The organism is Candidatus Bathyarchaeia archaeon, from assembly GCA_038873195.1.
In the GTDB taxonomy this organism is placed as follows: domain Archaea; phylum Thermoproteota; class Bathyarchaeia; order Bathyarchaeales; family Bathycorpusculaceae; genus DSLH01.
Genome location: JAVZEV010000001.1, coordinates 827,020 through 844,810, shown reverse-complemented (window position 1 = coordinate 844,810; position 17,791 = coordinate 827,020). Strand labels below are relative to the sequence as shown.

Genomic DNA, 17,791 nt, shown 5'->3' with positions numbered 1-17,791 from the left:
CCTATTTTTGTCGGATGTTTTTGGGATTTACGTAATTCTTGCAGTTTTGGAAGTCATGTTTTCCATATTGCGTAGAGTTCCTTTTTTTCCAATTCTTAATTGTCTTTCGCCTCTAAACGTTGATGTGCTTGCATTTTCAATCTGGATATTGTCTCCTGTGGATATGGAACTTATCTGTTCATTCCATAAGCATAGTTTGATTGCTCCTGTTTCATCCGCTATCAAAGCGTTAGCTACGCTGGCATAGTTTCCAAATCTTGTAATGACCAATTTTGGTTTTGCAATCTCCAAAACTTTCGCTTTCACATTGACCTTTTTCATTCCTATTCGCAAATCTTTAATCTGGAAGGAGCGCTTTTCACTATGCCTCTTGAGTAGATGTCTGCGGAGCATTTCAGTTTCTCTGAGACTTTTGATTGAGCTAGTCTCTTCTTGAAGAAATTCTCCTGGTATGGGAAATTGTGCAACTACTTTTTGACCGTTTGTTATTAGAAAAATAGCCTTGTTTTTTTGTTTGCCGCGGCATTCTATTGAAAGTTTTCCGCAAGAAGACTTCTGATTTTCCCATGCTGAAATTAACGCGTAAAAAAGTTTGTCGGGGTCAACTTCGTATTTTATTGAAAGAAAGGCGAGGTACTCGCCGGGGGATGCTTTGTTTCGCAATGTTTTTCTACTCTTTTGTCAGCGTTATCTCCATTGTTGAAACCATTCTTGACCTGTTTTCGCCTTCTCTCGGCGGCATTTCCATTGTGCCTATGGATACTTTGCTAATTTGTAGGTCTTTTAGGAAGCGTCTTCTTGCTATTTCAGCTGCGTCAACTGCTGTGGTAATTGCTTGTCCGCGTGCTTTCAAGGTTATTTCTTTGGCATTGCTTGAGGAGAGGCTTGTAATTATTGCTAGAACGTAGGCCATTGGTGGTTTGTTTCCGATGAAGATAACATCTTTATTTTGTGTCATTTTTCATTTCACTCCTTATTTGTTGTTTGTTGTGTGTAACGCTGCCGTGAAACTGTGTCGGTGACAGAACGTTACTGACACATAATCGTCAGCCTTGCTTATAAAGGCAATTGGAAATTGGTTAGAATAGCGTGTGTTTTTCATTAATTTTTAGAGTATTGAATCTGTAAGCGCGATTGCGTGCAATATTCTGACAATAGCCGCATAGGCGAATATTTATTTCACGAATTTCATTGGGTGTCTTTTGAATTTTTTCTTGCATGCCAAGCTGCAAAAATGGTAGGTTTCGCCATCATAGGTTATCTTAAATTTTGCTGTTTTTTCGTCGAGAACAATGCCGCAAACTGGGTCCTTAGGCATTATTTTAGTCTTAACCTCACTTAAGCATGTGCATTCTGTTTATTATGGTTAGTGGTTTAAAAAAAGGTTTGGGGAACGAAATAAAGATGTTAGCCTAAAAGCTTAATATCTTCTCGGGGGTCTTCGTTTTGAATAGCATTCTCGGCAGTATACTGGTCTGCTTCCGTCTGGTTTGAAGGGAACTTCACATTCTCTTCCGCAATCAGCACAAACTGCCTTATGCATCTCTTTCTCATACATTTTGCTGATTCAACTCCTTATACTATTTAGCGCAAAAAATGTTTTTGCACACCTTGCTTAACTGGCAACACTGCTTTAAACTTATCCCTTCGCAACCATCTATTTCTTGATTGTTTCTATTCTAAAGTATGTGGCGCATCAAATTTGGGTAATGAATAAGAGGAGCTAATTGTCATTGTAGTTCTTCTATGGTGGTTTTAGTTAAGGCTCTTATGTTATTGAACTCTGCAAGTTCTCCGTAGCCTACAAGCGTTATGGCTATTCCTTCGCGTCCTACTCTGGCTGTACGACCGATTCTGTGAAAATAGACTAGTGCATCCAGTGGAACATCATAATTTATTATATGTGTTACTCCTTGAATATCCAAGCCTCTTGCGGCAACATCCGTTGCAACAAGCAACTTCAGTTTTCCGTTTCTGAAAGAATTTATTACGAAATCTCTTTGAGGCTGCGTGAAACCGGCATGTAGTGGTTTTGCGTCGTATCCTCTGGTTCTTAGTTTGTCTGCGAGGGTGCTTGTGTCTGTGCGTGTTTTGCAGAATATTATTGCGCGGTTTATGTGGTTTTCGTTTAAGATGTTGCAGAGGGTTTCGAATTTGTCGTGAGGGTTTACAACCATGAAATATTGGCTTATCTGCGTGAGGGCTATTTCATCTTTGCTTACGAGTATCTTTTCTGGGTTTTTCATGTACTTATTACATATTTTCATTACTGACTGGTCTATTGTCGCTGAGAAAAGGCTTGTCTGTCTGTTTGACGGCACTCTCGCAAGTATGTATTCGATGTCGTCTATGAATCCCATGTCAAGCATTCTATCCGCTTCATCAAGAACTACAGTCTTCACTGAAGAAAGATTTAGAATGCGGCGTTTAAGCAAGTCGATTATGCGGCCTGGTGTGCCAACAACGATTTGGACGCCTTGTTCCAACGCGCGTATCTGCTTTCCTACTGGTTCTCCTCCATAAACCGGCAAAACTTTTAATCGTGCATACTTTCCTAGGTGGCTAATGTGCTCTGCGACTTGGACAGCAAGCTCGCGGGTTGGCACTAACACCAAACCCTGCACATTTCTATCTTTCGGATTCAATCGTTCAACCATTGGAACTCCGAAAGCTGCAGTCTTGCCGGTTCCTGTTTGCGCTTGTCCAATAACATCTTTGCCTTCAAGCAGCGGTGTTATGGCTTGAGCTTGAATTGGAAAAAGATTATGGAATCCAAGCTCTTCAATGCTTTTTAAAACCTCCATGCTCAATGGTAGGTCTTTAAAGTTTTGTATTTGCATATGTTTCATTTCTCCTGCCACAAAATTTTTCATGCATCTAGTTGAAAGCTTCAAAAGCTTTGTTAATTACATGAATTAATGTGACAACACTACAGAGCATCAATCGCCTTATAAAAAGGTTTACCACGTATCACGAAAGAAAGAATCATGTTAATGGTTCATTTCAAATTTTATGAGAGAATAATACCGCATGTAGACGGGCGAATAGGATTTGCTCCCCGTTCTCGGAAGAGAAAACTCCCGCAAAACCTTTTTTTAAGTCAGAAACAGTTACATGACTTTATCGGGAAATCCTTCCCATTCGATGACGCCGAGTTGTTTGAGGAAATCCATTTGGTCATAGACTATCCATCCTTCTACAATCTTGCCCTCAAAGATACGCCAGATAGCAATAACCGTGTATGAGAGTTTATTGCCTGTTGGGGCTAATCCATGGTATTCGCCTCTATGTGTTCCAGTTTCTTGAAGACGAACACAAACCTTGTCCCCCTCAGCGATTATGTCTTCAATAGCTACATATAAATCGGGAAAAGCCTTGATTTCACCCTCTACGACTTGTCTATTAACTTCCCATCCCTTCATTTGTTGGGCATGCATATGCAGAACAAAATCAGGTGCCATCAACTCGTCCAGCAAAGCTAAGTTCTGCTTATTAATAGCTTCAAACAGCGCACGAACAATCGCCTTATTCTCTTCCAATGACATGGAACATAACCTCTCCTTAATTCTCTTTTTCAACATTTAAGGGTTGTTGACACCTGCACAAATGCTAGTGTGGGCTTTGCACTCCAGAATTGATGGCGGAGGCTCCCTAAAACAGATCCTAAAAGCGTCCGGGAGTTCGGCGTAGACGGGCGGGGTGGGATTTGAACCCACGACCGCCGACTTAGGAGGCCGGTGCTCTATCCGTACTGAGCTACCCGCCCACACAAGCATACCTACTCAAAATGTGAATTTTAACTTAATGCATACACGGCACAAAAAACTTAAACTGCACAAAGCAATCAACAATACGCGGTGCGGCGGGGGTACCCGAGCCAGGTCTAAATAGGCGTGGGCCAGAAAACACATAAGCCTAAGATAAGGGGGAGGACTTAAGATCCTCTGGCGTAGGCCTTCGTGGGTTCAAGTCCCACCCCCCGCACTATATTTTGGCTTTTTTAGGAATCTATTTGATTTAATAAGTTTGATTTGAGCGTTTTTTCATCAATAGAGCATAATTACGGACAGTTGTAGCGGAATTTGCTTAACGTATTCTTTGAAGCTTTATAATGACCCATTTACAATTCTTTCATAGTAGTGGGGACCAAGGAAATGACAAAGAAATTGTTGCTTATCAATCCAGTTAACACCAGCCGCGTAGGGTTAACAGTGAATCCAAGCTCTCGCTTTCAACCATTAGGGCTGGGAATAATTGCCGCATTGACGCCTTGTGATTGGAAGGTCGAAATTGTTGATGAAAATTTCACTTCTTTTAGTTTTCAAGAAGCCGATTTAGTAGGTTTAACAGCTTTTACGGCAAATGTTTGCAGAGCGTATGAGATTTCTAGCCTTTACAGAAAAAGAGGAATACCGACTGTGCTGGGCGGAATTCACGCTTCAATGTGCCCAGAGGAAGCTTTGCAATATGCAGACGCCATCGTAATTGGCGAAGCAGAAAGTGTTTGGGCTGACGTCATTTCCGATTTTGAAGCAGGCAAAATGCAAGAAATCTACAAAGGAGACTGGTTGGATTTGCAGGAGATGCCTCAACCCCGCCGTGACTTGTTCCATCCAAACTACATGTTCGGTTCAGTTCAGACCTCACGAGGATGCCCAATGAATTGCGAATTCTGTTCTGTCACAGTCTTCAACGGTCATAAATATCGCAAGCGCCCTGTGGAAATGGTTCTGGATGAGCTCCAAACGATTCCTCAAAAAATGGTTTTCTTTGTAGATGACAACATTATCGGCTTTGGCAAAGAGGATGAGGAACGAGCTATCGCTTTGTTTAAGGGAATGATTAAACGCGGCGTTAAGAAGGATTGGTTCTGTCAAGCATCCATTAACTTTGCTAGCAATGATGAAGTGTTGGAATACGCGGCGAAGAGTGGTTGCCGCATGGTGTTTCTCGGATTGGAAGCTGAGAAGACAGACGCACTAGAAGAAGTGAACAAAAGAATGAACCTGAAAGTGGGAGTGGACGCGTATGAAGAAACGTTCCGTCGCATTAATAAGCATGGTATTGCTGTACTTGGAGCTTTCATCTATGGAATGGACGGCGACACGCCAGAAAAGTTACACCAACGTACCCGCTACATTCTAAAATCCGGAATTGACGTGATGCAAGTAACTTATTTGACGCCTTTGCCAGGAACCAAAACATTTAACAAACTTAAAAGTGAAGGGCGACTGCTTTACACCAATTTCCCGTCTGACTGGGTTCATTACGACATGACTGAAGCTACCTACAAGCCTCTCTCGATGAGCCCAGAAGAACTCACAAAAGCCATGCAAGAAAGCACTCGCCAACTTTACAGTCACTGGGCAATTCGAAGAAAATTCATGAAGACATGGTGTGCCACTAAAAACTTTACAACAGCAATGTGGGCTTACACCTCCAACAAAAACTATCGCAATGTAGCTTTTGGAAGAGAAAACAGATACAAGAATTAGAAAAATATCCCCGTATCACACTGTTCCTTTCCATTTACGTGTAGAAACTCAAGGTTCGACCTATTTATAAGGGAGGGGCTAGTCAACACAGAAAGCAAAAAACACACAATCTTCATCCAACCAATCAAACCCTTAAATGAATGGGCAAGTTTTGCTATGGAAAGACTAATCTCATTAAAACCGAAATAATCTCCCTCAATAAGGTAACGTGTAAACAAATGCACGACAACACAAAACGCATCGCAACACAACGCATCCACACACTCTTCCGTTTAGCAAAAGAAACCTTCCACGACAACCCACAACTAGCACAACGCTACGTAAACATAGCAAGAAAAATAGCCATGGCAGCCAAAATCCGCTTACCCACAGAATACAAACGACAGATATGCAAACATTGTAAAAGCTTTATCCTACCAGGCGTAAATTGTCGTGTGCGCATAAAACAGCAAAGAGAACCACACCTAGTAATAACATGCCTCAATTGCGGTAACCAAATGCGCATACCACTAAAAAACAAGAAAAAGGAGAAAACAAAAACATGAGCAAACTCAGCGCAGGCGCCAAACGCCGCATCAAACACAAACTAAGCAAAGAAAAACCCACAATATGGATTGGCAAAAGCGGAGCTTCGCAAGAGCTTTTAAAAGAAATCGAAAAGCAACTTGACAAAAAAGAAATGCTAAAAATTAAACTGTTAAAAACCGCATTAGGAGAAAACGAAGCAAAACAAATCGCACAGCAAATAGCAGAACAAACACAAGCAGAACTAGTCGAAGTTAGAGGCCACACATTCATCCTTTACAAGCACCACAAAAAGTGAAAGGCTTTATATTTGGCTTCCCGATTTACTGAAGGAAAAATCAGAGGAAAAAGAATCTTGGTAACCCCCCACGACGTCCCAGCATCAAAACTCATCGAAAAACTAGCCGAATACCTAAAAGAAAACGTTGAAACAATAAACCCTCCAACATGGGCAAACGCAGCTAAAACAGGCTCGCACGTTCAAAAGCAACCACAAAACCCTAACTGGTGGTACATTCGCTGCGCATCCCTCCTGAGAAAAATCTACGTTCACGGACCAATAGGAATAGAAAAACTACGAGCAGACTACGGTGGAAGAAAAGATTTCGGAGTCAAACCAGAACACGTAGTCAAAGCAGGTGGAACAATAATAAGAAAAGCCCTACAACAACTGGAAGCCGCAGGTTTGGTTGAAACCTTGAAACCCAAAGGAAGAAGAATAACACGTGAAGGAAGAAAGCTCTTGCAAGAAATCGCCGAAGAACTTTACAAGAACTTAACAAAAGAAAATCCTGAACTAGAAAAGTATAGGAAAGGCGACTGAAATGTCAGATGAAGACGAGCTCGAGGAGCTTCGCAGAAGAAAACTTTTGGCTTTACAACAAAAACTTACAGAAGAACAGAGACAAGAACAACTACAGCAGCAGTTGGAACTGCAAAAGCAAGCATTACTAAGAAAAATATTAACTCCGGAAGCAAGACAAAGACTAACAAACCTAAAAATGGTCCGACCAGACTTCACGGAACAGCTAGAACTACAGCTAATCCAACTGGCGCAAGCAGGAAAGCTGCCCATACCCTTATCAGATGAACAATTAAAACAGTTACTCATCCAACTTCAAACCCACAAGCGAGAAACAAAAATAAGGAGAATATAACATGGCGCGAAACAAACCAACAGCAAAAAAACGAAGATTAGCAAAAGCGGGAAAACAGAAAAAAGCTGTCCCATCATGGATAATGGCTAAAACAGCAGGAAAATTCAGGACACACCCAAAAAGAAGACAATGGAGAACCAGAAAGATAAGAGCATAGGAGGAACACAAATTGAAAGAAGAAAACGAAGAAAAACCAAAAACCAAAGAAGAACACGAAGAGTTACCCGAAACTTCGAAAGAAGAAGAAACCAAAGAAGCAACAGAGGAAACCATTGAAGAAGTTGAAAGCGAAATAGAAGAGGAAACAACAGAAGAACCTAAAGAAGCCGAAGTAAAAGCAGAAGAAAAAATAGAAGAAACAGTTGAAGCAGAAAAAGAAACATTAACGACAGAAGAGGAAAAAGAGGCAAAACCCGAAAAAGAAGAAAAACGCGAAGAAGAGGAAATAGTTGAAGAACGAATCTACACCATTCCATTAAGCAGAGCATGGATTGCCCCGCCACGAAAAAGAGCACCAAGAGCTATCAGAATAATCAAAAGCTTTGTGACAAAACACATGAAACTTGAAGCACGCAAAGAAGGAGAAGAGGAAGAAGAACCTAAAAGATTAATCCTTGATAACAAAGTAAACGAAGCTATTTGGAGCAGAGGTATAGAAAAGCCCCCCAGAAAAATTCGAATAAGAGCTGCAAAAGACAAAGAAGGCAACGTTACAGTTTATTTGGCTGAAGGAGATTAACGAAGCGCTTAGCAACCGCGTAAACAAACTTGTAATCCTAAATTTAGAGATATGCTTCTTCAGTCCCAACAACCATCAAACATGTTTATCTAACTGAGAATAATTACGTGGGAGAAGAGGGAAGGGAAGGAAAAGGGCGACTTCGCGTCGTCCTAATTCACTGGGCTCTCTCCCATTCAGTAATAGGCGCTATTGCATATTTAAGTTTTTGTTTTTCACCGTTTTAAGAATTTTTTGGGGCATTTTCCAAAAAGGAAGAATGTCATATGCTACGATGATAAGAGCACAGTAAAGCATTATTGAAATTTAATTCATAAACAAATTCACATCGCTTCTTTATGGTAGCCTTTAAAAAGAAGCTACAAATAATTATCTTCGCTCAAACTTAACACGACTAAAGGAGACTATTGTTTGGCAATTTACCTGTCCACAATCGTTGGAAGCGTAAGCATAGGCGTTTATTCGCTTGCAACAGATAAGATAGTTATAGTTCCCAGAATTGTTCCTCTAAAAAAAGCTGAACGGCTTCGTGAATGGTTGAAAGTCAAACTAGTACATACAACTATTGGTGGTTCAATCTTAGTCGGCTCGCTTGCATGTGCAAACTCAAATGGAATTTTGCTTCCCCATTTCATTAAGGAAGAAGAACTTGACACCATAAAATCCACGTTCGATGGAAACATCACCATCATGGAGACAAAGAAAACCGCATATGGAAACTTGGTTCTAACAAATGACCATGGAGCAATCGTTGACCCAAGATTAAAAACGCCGGAAATTCAGAAAATCTCAGAAACATTAGGCGTTGAAGTTGTAGCTGGCGAAATTGCTGGATTACCTTATGTAGGCTCGCTTGGAGTTGCAACTAACAAAGGTGTTTTGGTTCATCCGATGTTGAAGGATTCTGAACGTAAACTTTTGGAAGAAGTGTTAAAGGTTCCGGTTGAAGTTGGCACCATTAATTGTGGCATACCTTACGTTGGTACTGGTTTAATCGGTAACAGTTATGCAGCTGTGGCTGGAGCTATGACAACTGGACCCGAGATGTTTATAATTGGGAACGCACTGGATGTTGTGAAGGAGGAAACTGCATGAAGGTTTTCAGAGTATCCGGCGAAATTCAAAAGCCAAACTTGAAAACTTCGTTCAAAAAAGAAGTTGTGGCAATGAAGCCAGAACATGCTATCGAAAAGGTTTATACAGAATTAGGAAGTAAACACCGCGTGAAACGTTACCACATAAAAATAGCAAATGTAGAAGAAATTCAACCTCAAGACATCGAGAATCCGCTATTGAAAAAACTTGTTGTTGGAGAAGAGGAACTTGGCGAACAAAAGTGAAGAAGAACTCCGCAAATTAAGCGTAGAAATACGTGTTCTCGAAGCCAACGCAGAAACAGTCCAGTCAAGAATTAACATGGTAAACGCCGTCATAACAGACTTATCCTATGCGAGCATGACACTGGAAGGTCTAGAAAAGGAAAAGGAAAACTCTGAACTCATGGTTCCCATAGGCGGCAACTCCTACATAAAAGCAAGACTTGACAACCCAGACAAAATAATCGTTGGAATGGGTGCTGGAGTATCAATTGAAAAGACATTAAAAGAAGCAAAAGAAATAATCAAAAAGCGCCTTGAAAACTTGGAAAACACGAGAATAGCGCTTCAGCAACAGCTCGCTCAAATAGCTGAAAGAATAGGCGAGGACAGAGAAAAATTTGAAGCTTTAGTGGCAGCGCTCAGAGAGGAGAAAGCCAAAAAAGATGTTTGAACGGCTTAAATCCGGATTAAAAGGACTTGTAAACAAGGTCACCACAACCGAGCTTAAGGCTGAAAATCTTCGTCCAATGCTTTCTGACTTCAAAATAAGCCTTGTTGAAAACGACGTCGCTTTTCCCGTGGCAGAACGAATATGTGACGAAATGGAAAAACGCTTAGACGGCGTTCAAGTTAAGCGTCTAGAAGACCGCAAGAAAATTGTAGAAAAGAACTTGCGAGAAGTACTTTTAGAAGTTATGCTTACAAATAACAAAATAGACTTTTTTAGGGCAATTGAAGAAAAACGAAAAAAAGGCGAGCCTTTCGTGATAGTTTTTGTTGGAATAAATGGCACTGGAAAAACTACATCAATTGCCAAAGTTGCACGCCTACTGAATAAAAAAGGTTACTCTGTTGTTCTTGCGTGCAGCGACACATACAGAGCTGGCTCCATTGAACAGTTAGAAGAACATGCAAAACGTTTAGGGATACGAATGATTAAGCACGAGTATGGTGCGGATCCTGCTGCAGTAGCCTACGACGCTATAAGCCATGCTAAGGCTCACGGAATAAACGTTGTTTTAATAGACACAGCAGGTAGGATACAGACAAACAGAAACTTGATGAATGAACTTGCAAAGGTAAAACGAATTGTTAATCCAGACCTCACCATTTTAACTGTGGATTCGCTTACTGGAAACGACGCTGTAATGCAAGCCGAGGAATTTCACAAAATCGTGAACATAGACGCGACAATACTAACTAAGGTTGATGCTGATGTTAAAGGCGGATCAGCCCTCAGCGTCACTTATGTAACAAAAAAGCCGATTCTTTTCATTGGTGTTGGACAAACCTATGATGATTTGGAAGAATTTAACCCAGAAAAATTTGTGCAAATGATTTTAAAATAGTCTTTTACTGTTTTTTCAATAGTTTTAGTATTATTGCCTTTGCCGAGTAAAGCCTATTTTCGCTTTGTTCATATATAACTGACTTTGGGCTTTCAATGACATCTGCACTGATTTCGTATCCTCTGTGGATGGGCATGTCATGCATTATGTAGGCATTGCTTTTCTTTAGTAACTCCTTGTTTATTTGGTAAGGCATCATAAGTTTTACGCGTTTTTCTTTTTCTGCTGCAAATTTAGGGTCCAAAAAGAATTCCATGTCAACCCAAGTATCTGTATAAACAAAATCCGCGTCCTCAACCGCTTTCTTAACATCCAAAGTAGTTTCCCAAAGTCCAGTCTTCCTTGCATTTTCCAAAAGTTCTTCGTCTCTTGAGGGCTCGTTGAATATCGGCGTCACCGTGGTTATTTTTACTCCAGTTTTTGTGCATCCTTCAATAAGCGAGTTACAGACATTGTTGTGAATGCCTATGTAAACCAATTTTGCACCTTTTAGCTTTCCTTTTTTCTCTTTCACTGTCATCAAATCTGCTACTGCTTGGCTTGGATGATATTTTTCGTCACATCCATTTATTACTGGAACGCGTGAAGCCTTAGCCATAACTTGTAAGTCAGCGTTTTTCAGCAATCTCGCCATTATACAATCAACATTACGCGACAAATATTGCACTTCATCGTAAATGTCTGCAAGGGCAAAGTTTGTTGTTCTCCAATCTATGTAGAGCGCGTGACCGCCAAGCTGAGTCATTGCAACCTCAAAAGAAACACGAGTTCGGGTAGAAGTTTTTTGAAAAATCATAGCTAAAGACTTGCCTTCCAGCGCAGTGCGATATTTTTGCGGGTTACTCTTGACTTCTATGGCTCTGTCAATAATCTCTTCGAGTTGCTTACCAGTTAGCTCCTTAAAATTGATTAAGTGCATTTTTCCACCTTTATTTTGGACTTTAAAGGCTCAACCGACTTCAAAAATTATAAACTTTGTGGAAACATTTTTCTTCAAACAACAAGTGTTGTATCATGGAAGTATGCTGATGATTTTGATTGTTACTTCAAACAAGGATGTGGCAAGTCAAAACATCACAGAACAAATACTGCAACACTATTCTTTCGAGAAAACCGCAGAAACTTTTCAGCAAAACCCAATTTACGAAGCCAACTTAGACCATAAAAAAGTCCAAATTGTAACATTAAACAACGAATCTGTTTATGCACAAAACATAACTGATTTTTTCCCAAATTCCGAACTCATACTCTTCGTCTCAAGACACAGCAGCATTAGTGGCACTCCCACGTTGTCCGTGCACACTCCAGGCAACCTAGGCGAAGCAGAGTTAGGCGGGCTTCCCAGAAAAGTTTCAGTTTCTCCAGCAAATGTCATGCGTGATGCTTTAAAAGCTATGGCACGCTTACGAAATGCAATGCGGCTTAACTATGAAGTTTCTTATGAATGTACGCATCATGGGCCATCTTTAGATGTGCCAACAATGTTTGTTGAGCTTGGCAGTTCACCTAAACAATGGAACGACTTGAAGGCTGCAGAAGCTATAGCGCACTCGACAATAGAAGCCATTTCATGCTTCGGCAATTCTCAAGCAAAGACTGTCATGGGAATTGGCGGACCACACTACAACAACAAATTCACCAAACTGGCACTTGAACAAGAAATAGCGTTTGGACACATAATTCCTAAATACGCTTTTCCAAACATAGATTCGACGATTCTAAATCAATGCAGAGAAAGAACCTTAGAAAAGGTTGAGTTTGCAATTTTGGACTGGAAAGGAATAAAAGGTGAACATAAACCAAAACTGATTGAGATTCTTGAAGAAATAGCTCTTCCGTTTGAAAAATTTTAGGTTCCTTCGTTTTCCGTGCGCGTCTCTCTTCAATAAGGGAAAAGTTAATAGAAATGTCTAGCTTATCCTAATAGAAACCAGCAATCGTAGTAACGTTTATATTAAGAGTGATATGTTGAGGTTGCGATGAACCATGGGTTTAAGGTCGTTCCTTTCAGGATGCGCAAGAACACTGAAGCTATCGGTGAAACCTGGAAAAAGCGAGTTGTGGCTTTCAATAAAAATATGCTTCTTAGGCATAGGAGCCATCGGACTAATCGGTTTCGTCATTAAACTAGTCTCTTCTGTTTTGCAATCAAGCGCGCCTGCAACAAGCTAGAAGGAAGATTCTTATGGAGAAAAAGGAAGAAACATTTCCAACGAAGATTTTTGCAGTAAAAACGACAACTGGACAAGAAAAAAACGTAGCTAAACTTGTTGCCGCAAAAGTTGAGATGAACAAAATACCAATAAAAGCCATTCTAGTGCCCGAAGCCTTGAGAGGATACGTATTCATGGAGGCAGAAGGCCCACATATGGTTGAAGAGGCAATAGCTGGAATAAGACACGTACGTTCACGAGTTCCAGGTGTTGTGAGCTTCGCTGAAATTGAGAGATACATCGTGAGAAAGCCGGTGATTGAAGAATTAAGTGAAAACGACATCGTTGAAGTGACTGGTGGACCCTTTAAGGGTATGCGTGCAAAAATTACTCGTATCGATAAGACTAAAGCTGAAGTAACGCTTGAGTTGTTGGAAGCAACTTTCACTTTGCCAATCACTGTTCATTCCGACTACGTAAAATTAGTTGAAAAAGCAAAAACAGAAGGCGGTGAAACATAAAATGGGCGAAAAAAAGGTAATAGAACTACTCGTAAGCGGAGGACAAGCAACCGCTGGACCACCTTTAGGTCCCGCTCTTGGTCCTTTAGGCGTGAATGTTCTTGTCATTGTGAACAAAATAAACGAACTAACCAAAGACTATTCTGGAATGAAGGTTCCCGTGAAAGTTAGTGTTGACCCTGAAACTAAAGATTTTGAAGTTAGCGTTGGAACCCCAACAGCATCGGCGTTGATTGTTAGCGAACTTAAAGTAGAGAAAGGTTCTGGTGCTCCTAATACGCAAAAAATTGGAAACCTCTCAATGGAACAGATTATTCGCATAGCAAAAATCAAACGCGAAGAGCTCTTAGCAAAAAATCTAAAATTAGCTGCAAAGGAAATCCTAGGCAGCTGTGTTAGCATGGGCGTTACTGTGGAGGGCAAGGATCCGCGTGAGATACAACGAGAAATTGATGAAGGCAAATATGACGAAATATTTAGTAAGAGTTAAGCCTAAGAGAATATTTTTATAATCGCGTTATATTCCCTCATTGGCACGAGGCTTTAAAATGCCCCTAGACCAAAAAACTATCTTAGACGCAGTTAAAGAAGCAAAAGGAAAATCCGAAAAAAGAAAGTTTACCCAATCAGTAGAGCTCATTCTAAACCTTAAAGACATCGACATGAAATCTCCTGAAGGCAGAATTCAAGAACTCGTAGAATTGCCGCATTCACCGCCGGAAAAGCCAAACAAAATATGCGTAATAGCATCTGGCGAATTGGCTTTGAAGGCAAAAAAGGCAAACGCGGATTTAGTAATTGAAAGATCTGAACTTGAAGGCTTAGCTGGCAAAAAGCGTGACTTGCGTAAGATTGCCGATGGATACGACTTTTTTGTTGCTGAGGCTCCTTTGATGCCCTTAGTGGGCAAAATTTTTGGTCCAGTCTTGGGTCCTAGGGGTAAAATGCCAGTTCCAGTTCCTCCTACAGCAGACATATCAAGCTTGCTTGAAAAGTACCGTAAAACTGTCATTGCGAAGATGCGAAATCAGCCGATATTGCAGTGCCGTGTTGGAACGGAAAGCATGAAAGAAGAAGAGTTGGCCGATAATATCCAAGCAGTTTTGAGAGCAGTCGAAGGGAAACTTAAAAAAGGAATGAAAAACATCAAATTCGTCTACATAAAAACTTCCATGGGTAAGCCCGTGAAGATTAAACCGTGAAAGAGGAAGACAAATGCCATCCCAACAAGTTTTGCAGGAAAAAATCAGCGAGGTTGAACAGATAACTCAGCTAATAAAGAAACATAAAGTCATTGGAATCGCCAGTTTGCAGAAAGTTAGGGCTGCCCAACTACAAGAGTTAAAGAAGAAATTATCAGACAAAGCATACATGAAAGTTATAAAAAACACGTTAATGAAATTGGCTATTGAAAACTGCAAGGAAAAGCCAGAGCTGAAAAAAATCGAAGAATACTTAAATGGGTCCAACGTCTATCTAATGACCGACCTTAACCCGTTTAAGCTCGCTTTACTTCTCGAAAGAGGAAAAGTACGAACAACGGCAAAGGCTGGTGACATAGCTGCTTTTGACGTTGTAGTTCCCGCAGGAAACACTGGACAACCGCCAGGTCCAATAATTAGCCAGTTGAACGCGGTGGGTTTGCCAACAAGAATTGAAGCAGGTAGCGTTTGGATAAACAAAGATACATTGGTCGTTAGAAAAGGTGAAGTAATCTCTGAAAGACTTGCTAGTGTTTTGTCGAAGCTTGGAATAAAACCCGTGGAAGCTGGGCTTTCAATGAAAGTGGCGTATGATGATGGCTTAGTGATAACTGCTGAACAACTCAAAATAGATGTGGCTGGGACTAAACAAACCGTTGAAAAATCTCACATGGACGCCTTTGCATTATCGATAGCTGTAACTTATCCGACGAAAGAAAACGTTGTAGTGCTTTTGCAATTGGCGCATCAGAAAGCCTATGCACTTTCAATAAATGCTGCTGTCCCAACCAAAGAAACGATTGCAGATTTACTTCGAAAAGCACATGCTGAAATGTTAAGTCTAGGAAAAAAGACTAACCAACCAGTTTAGTTTTTACTTTTTTGCCTTAAAGTAAAGTCATTCTTTGCTCTCTTACTTATCGTACATACAATGCAAGATTTCCAGCGCAGCCACACCAACCGTCACGTAATAGGCGATGAATCCTAAGAAGGTAGCATAAGCAAATACAAAGAGACCAAGCAAACCAGCAAATAAGCAGACATAGAAAACCACAATAGCATGCAGTGGAGAGATTCTCTCAACTACGCGGTGTTTTGGAAAATCTTCTCTGAACAGCATAAACCTAAGAGTGCTTGAATGGCGTATCTTTTCTATTGCGTGTTTTAGATTGTTGGATTTGGTATGTCTCCCCAAATTGTCTTTATGTAAGGCGCTATTATCACTGTTGCCAGAGTTATTATCAATGGAAGCCACTTTATCAGTTTGGTTTTCCACAATAAGTTTCACCTCCTTTTTTGTTTGTTTCCGTCTTAAGTTTGTGTAAGGCTAAAGCTTGAGCTGATGAAAAATTCAAGCGAATATGGTGTTTCTTCGGTGAAGTTTCCAACAATTGGAAGTTTCACGCAAAAACTAGAGTTAGCTCCCTAAAACTACTTAACAATTATGAACTCAAAATATAGATTGAAGTTTCTGAAGCTATTACGCAGAATTCGCTTGGCAAAGAGATCATTTTCGGCTTACATCAATTTATCCAAAGCATGAAACCCTACCAGATTAATCTGGCTTTTGCAGCTATTGCATTGCAGAATTATCTTTTCTAAGCAGTCTCCGTTCATCACAGTTTCCAAAATAGTATAAATCTTGTCGGTTTTGTCATCCGGAGAAATTTGGATGCCACATTTTGGGCATTTAAACTCTCCTTTTCCTCTAGTTCTGCTTATGTCGATAGTGTAGGATTTAGTTTCTTGCAACTCCATTCCTTCAGGGTCTCTACTAGTAATTGGTTTCGACGAATCTAAATGCTTATCGGAAAATTCTTCTACTTGCGCAAAATTACAAAGCGGAGGATTGATATTGGGCGGTTCTTAGACATTTGCATGCGAATGACAGAAAAGGTTTATATTTTAAAGCTTGGTATTTGAACCGAAAGGTGAAACGAGTATGGAATATGTTTACGCTGCCATGCTTCTTCACAAGGCTGGAAAGGAGATAAACGAGGAAAACTTAACGCAAGTTTTGACAGCAGCAGGCATAAATGTTGATGCTGTGAGGGTTAAGGCTTTAGTGGCTTCCTTAGCTGAAGTGAATATTGACGAAGCGATTAAGTCTGCTCCCACAATGATGGCTGCACCTGCAGCAGCGCCGGCAGCAGCGGCACTAGCGGCAGAAGCTAAACCAAAAGGAGAAGAGAAGAAAAAGAAGGAAGAAGAGGAGAAAGCCAAGGAAGAGGCAGCGCTTGAAGGTTTAGGCGCACTTTTTGGCTAGACACTTCTTTTTGAATTGCCGGTTTTTCTCTTTTAAATTCTCTTTAATGTTTTAGGGTTTTCCAAATTACTTTTAAAATTACTAGGGGTAGCCATCCGCAGATGATCATTAACGTGCCTGGGAATGCTTTCAGTTCATAGTTTAATAGTATTGTTTCGAAGATGAAGAATGAAATGCACATTGCGGCAACCGATAATATTGCGAATTTTTTGTCGAACTTTTTCATGGTTTGTATGCCTAATAATCCAGCAAAGAAAAAGTCGCCAAGACCTAAGGACATATAGATTATTCCCCATTCTGTTGTGATTGCAGGAAGAGTTGGCAATGAAACAAGCACAGGGAGTCTTAGAACTGAGACATGTCTTGCTGCGGAAACCATCGCACCCGTGAATAACACTAGAATTATGTCCATAACTGTTAATAGTGTGGCGAAAATCAGTGTGGTTTTCCATGTGAATAGTGTTCCTAAGTAGAGAGTTATTAAGACTGCGAAGACGATTCCGTACATGTCAAGTAGATAAGGAAACCATATTGGTGTTCTGCTGAAAAATACGTATAGGCATATGAATGATGCTGGTGGCAACACTGCCAGATACCATCTTTCTTCCGTGCTAATTCTATGTTCCTCATATAGCAATGCCACCAATGCAAAGCTGGAGAGACCGAAAAAGGCTAGGGCTCCATAAGCCACCATGCTGTTTGCTCCAGAAGTGAGAATGCTAATCATGGCGATGGCGAAGCTGATTATGAGGAATGCTTTGAAAAAGAGCTGAGCTTTTGCTTTTGGGAGGTTTGAGAAAAGGTAAGAAAAAATGAACAGTACCATTGAATATGCAAAGAGAAACATCGTCATGATTGCCATTTGCGGTACAAACACTATTAGCGATATTGTTATACTCATCGCTACGACGAGTACTATCGCATTCCAAGTGCTGAATTGTTTTTCTTCGAAAATGCCCTTAAACTTTCCTTCAATTTTCTTTTCTAAAAGCATAGCTGCTATTGTGACTAGGAAAAGTGTTAAGGGCATGACGATGTCGAAATACATAAACGCACATATGCAAA

At 40.5% G+C, this 17,791-nt stretch carries 28 protein-coding genes and 2 tRNA genes; 19 read left to right on the top strand and 11 right to left on the bottom strand.

The annotated features are described in order from the left end of the window. Window positions 1-27: 27 nt before the first annotated feature. The 7 genes from QXW63_04760 to QXW63_04730 all read right to left on the bottom strand — a co-directional run bounded on the left by QXW63_04760 (window position 28) and on the right by QXW63_04730 (window position 3,766). Window positions 28-663 (bottom strand): hypothetical protein, encoded by a 636-nt coding sequence (locus QXW63_04760; GenBank protein MEM3461202.1) that lies wholly within the window; start codon window positions 661-663, stop codon window positions 28-30. A gap of 7 nt (window positions 664-670) precedes the next feature. Next, the gene (gene albA, locus QXW63_04755; protein ID MEM3461201.1) at window positions 671-958 is read right to left on the bottom strand and encodes a DNA-binding protein Alba; all 288 of its coding nucleotides are present in this window, start codon (window positions 956-958) and stop codon (window positions 671-673) included. Window positions 959-1,174: 216 nt separating this feature from the next. Continuing rightward, window positions 1,175-1,318 (bottom strand): YHS domain-containing protein, encoded by a 144-nt coding sequence (locus tag QXW63_04750; protein ID MEM3461200.1) that lies wholly within the window; start codon window positions 1,316-1,318, stop codon window positions 1,175-1,177. A 102-nt stretch (window positions 1,319-1,420) separates the two neighbouring features. Then, window positions 1,421-1,543, bottom strand: coding sequence for a CxxC-x17-CxxC domain-containing protein (locus tag QXW63_04745; protein ID MEM3461199.1), 123 nt, complete (start codon window positions 1,541-1,543; stop codon window positions 1,421-1,423). 187 nt (window positions 1,544-1,730) lie between these two features. Beyond that, window positions 1,731-2,840, bottom strand: a complete 1,110-nt coding sequence (locus tag QXW63_04740) for a DEAD/DEAH box helicase (GenBank protein ID MEM3461198.1) — start codon at window positions 2,838-2,840, stop codon at window positions 1,731-1,733. Between the two features lie 270 nt (window positions 2,841-3,110). Next, window positions 3,111-3,545 carry an ester cyclase gene (locus QXW63_04735; GenBank protein ID MEM3461197.1) on the bottom strand — a complete coding sequence of 145 codons (435 nt, stop codon included), beginning with the start codon at window positions 3,543-3,545 and terminating at the stop codon, window positions 3,111-3,113. A gap of 146 nt (window positions 3,546-3,691) precedes the next feature. Next, a tRNA-Arg gene (locus QXW63_04730) sits at window positions 3,692-3,766 on the bottom strand. A 96-nt stretch (window positions 3,767-3,862) separates the two neighbouring features. Between QXW63_04730 and QXW63_04725 the strand changes: the two genes are divergently transcribed. The 12 genes from QXW63_04725 to ftsY all read left to right on the top strand — a co-directional run bounded on the left by QXW63_04725 (window position 3,863) and on the right by ftsY (window position 10,584). Continuing rightward, window positions 3,863-3,984, top strand: a tRNA-Leu gene (locus tag QXW63_04725). Between the two features lie 170 nt (window positions 3,985-4,154). After that, complete coding sequence (locus QXW63_04720) at window positions 4,155-5,495, top strand: radical SAM protein (protein ID MEM3461196.1); 1,341 nt, start codon at window positions 4,155-4,157, stop codon at window positions 5,493-5,495. A gap of 218 nt (window positions 5,496-5,713) precedes the next feature. Continuing rightward, entirely contained in the window at window positions 5,714-6,040 is a 327-nt protein-coding gene (locus tag QXW63_04715) for a ribonuclease P (GenBank protein MEM3461195.1), read from the top strand. Next, a complete protein-coding gene (locus QXW63_04710) occupies window positions 6,037-6,318 on the top strand; it encodes a YhbY family RNA-binding protein (protein ID MEM3461194.1) in 282 nt (93 codons plus the stop codon). The genes QXW63_04715 and QXW63_04710 overlap by 4 nt, the downstream gene beginning before the upstream one ends. Window positions 6,319-6,375: 57 nt before the next feature. Further along, a complete protein-coding gene (locus QXW63_04705; protein ID MEM3461193.1) occupies window positions 6,376-6,843 on the top strand; it encodes a 30S ribosomal protein S19e in 468 nt (155 codons plus the stop codon). 1 nt (window position 6,844) lies between these two features. Continuing rightward, a complete protein-coding gene (locus QXW63_04700; protein ID MEM3461192.1) occupies window positions 6,845-7,177 on the top strand; it encodes a DNA-binding protein in 333 nt (110 codons plus the stop codon). A 1-nt stretch (window position 7,178) separates the two neighbouring features. Next, window positions 7,179-7,334, top strand: coding sequence for a 50S ribosomal protein L39e (locus QXW63_04695; GenBank protein MEM3461191.1), 156 nt, complete (start codon window positions 7,179-7,181; stop codon window positions 7,332-7,334). 12 nt (window positions 7,335-7,346) lie between these two features. Further along, window positions 7,347-7,916: a 50S ribosomal protein L31e gene (locus QXW63_04690; protein ID MEM3461190.1), complete on the top strand. Its 570-nt coding sequence runs from the start codon at window positions 7,347-7,349 to the stop codon at window positions 7,914-7,916. A 411-nt stretch (window positions 7,917-8,327) separates the two neighbouring features. Then, window positions 8,328-9,011, top strand: coding sequence for a translation initiation factor IF-6 (locus tag QXW63_04685; protein MEM3461189.1), 684 nt, complete (start codon window positions 8,328-8,330; stop codon window positions 9,009-9,011). Next, window positions 9,008-9,256, top strand: a complete 249-nt coding sequence (gene rpl18a / locus QXW63_04680; protein MEM3461188.1) for a 50S ribosomal protein L18Ae — start codon at window positions 9,008-9,010, stop codon at window positions 9,254-9,256. The genes QXW63_04685 and rpl18a overlap by 4 nt, the downstream gene beginning before the upstream one ends. Then, window positions 9,240-9,686, top strand: coding sequence for a prefoldin subunit alpha (gene pfdA, locus QXW63_04675; protein ID MEM3461187.1), 447 nt, complete (start codon window positions 9,240-9,242; stop codon window positions 9,684-9,686). Before rpl18a ends, pfdA begins: the two co-directional genes overlap by 17 nt. Continuing rightward, a complete protein-coding gene (gene ftsY / locus QXW63_04670; protein MEM3461186.1) occupies window positions 9,679-10,584 on the top strand; it encodes a signal recognition particle-docking protein FtsY in 906 nt (301 codons plus the stop codon). Before pfdA ends, ftsY begins: the two co-directional genes overlap by 8 nt. Window positions 10,585-10,588: 4 nt before the next feature. On the opposite strand, the gene QXW63_04665 is transcribed toward ftsY, so the two are convergent. Further along, the gene (locus tag QXW63_04665; protein ID MEM3461185.1) at window positions 10,589-11,503 is read right to left on the bottom strand and encodes an ornithine carbamoyltransferase; all 915 of its coding nucleotides are present in this window, start codon (window positions 11,501-11,503) and stop codon (window positions 10,589-10,591) included. Window positions 11,504-11,612: 109 nt separating this feature from the next. Here QXW63_04665 and QXW63_04660 point away from each other — a divergent pair, with 109 nt between their 5' ends. The 6 genes from QXW63_04660 to QXW63_04635 all read left to right on the top strand — a co-directional run bounded on the left by QXW63_04660 (window position 11,613) and on the right by QXW63_04635 (window position 15,331). Beyond that, window positions 11,613-12,437: a D-aminoacyl-tRNA deacylase gene (locus QXW63_04660; protein MEM3461184.1), complete on the top strand. Its 825-nt coding sequence runs from the start codon at window positions 11,613-11,615 to the stop codon at window positions 12,435-12,437. A gap of 133 nt (window positions 12,438-12,570) precedes the next feature. Further along, window positions 12,571-12,756 carry a protein translocase SEC61 complex subunit gamma gene (locus QXW63_04655; GenBank protein ID MEM3461183.1) on the top strand — a complete coding sequence of 62 codons (186 nt, stop codon included), beginning with the start codon at window positions 12,571-12,573 and terminating at the stop codon, window positions 12,754-12,756. Between the two features lie 13 nt (window positions 12,757-12,769). Beyond that, window positions 12,770-13,258 carry a transcription elongation factor Spt5 gene (locus QXW63_04650; protein MEM3461182.1) on the top strand — a complete coding sequence of 163 codons (489 nt, stop codon included), beginning with the start codon at window positions 12,770-12,772 and terminating at the stop codon, window positions 13,256-13,258. 1 nt (window position 13,259) lies between these two features. Then, window positions 13,260-13,748 (top strand): 50S ribosomal protein L11, encoded by a 489-nt coding sequence (locus tag QXW63_04645; protein ID MEM3461181.1) that lies wholly within the window; start codon window positions 13,260-13,262, stop codon window positions 13,746-13,748. Window positions 13,749-13,806: 58 nt separating this feature from the next. Continuing rightward, on the top strand, window positions 13,807-14,460 hold the full coding sequence (locus QXW63_04640; GenBank protein ID MEM3461180.1) for a 50S ribosomal protein L1: 654 nt from the start codon (window positions 13,807-13,809) through the stop codon (window positions 14,458-14,460). A 13-nt stretch (window positions 14,461-14,473) separates the two neighbouring features. Next, window positions 14,474-15,331 carry a 50S ribosomal protein L10 gene (locus QXW63_04635; protein MEM3461179.1) on the top strand — a complete coding sequence of 286 codons (858 nt, stop codon included), beginning with the start codon at window positions 14,474-14,476 and terminating at the stop codon, window positions 15,329-15,331. A gap of 42 nt (window positions 15,332-15,373) precedes the next feature. On the opposite strand, the gene QXW63_04630 is transcribed toward QXW63_04635, so the two are convergent. Together QXW63_04630 and QXW63_04625 are read right to left on the bottom strand one after the other, a co-directional pair. Beyond that, window positions 15,374-15,736, bottom strand: a complete 363-nt coding sequence (locus tag QXW63_04630) for a hypothetical protein (GenBank protein MEM3461178.1) — start codon at window positions 15,734-15,736, stop codon at window positions 15,374-15,376. A 242-nt stretch (window positions 15,737-15,978) separates the two neighbouring features. Beyond that, window positions 15,979-16,218, bottom strand: a complete 240-nt coding sequence (locus QXW63_04625; GenBank protein ID MEM3461177.1) for a hypothetical protein — start codon at window positions 16,216-16,218, stop codon at window positions 15,979-15,981. 184 nt (window positions 16,219-16,402) lie between these two features. On the opposite strand from QXW63_04625, the gene rpl12p reads away from it, so the two are divergent. Beyond that, a complete protein-coding gene (gene rpl12p / locus QXW63_04620; GenBank protein ID MEM3461176.1) occupies window positions 16,403-16,726 on the top strand; it encodes a 50S ribosomal protein P1 in 324 nt (107 codons plus the stop codon). Window positions 16,727-16,769: 43 nt separating this feature from the next. On the opposite strand, the gene QXW63_04615 is transcribed toward rpl12p, so the two are convergent. After that, window positions 16,770-17,774 (bottom strand): hypothetical protein, encoded by a 1,005-nt coding sequence (locus tag QXW63_04615; GenBank protein MEM3461175.1) that lies wholly within the window; start codon window positions 17,772-17,774, stop codon window positions 16,770-16,772. Between the last annotated feature and the right edge of the window lie 17 nt (window positions 17,775-17,791).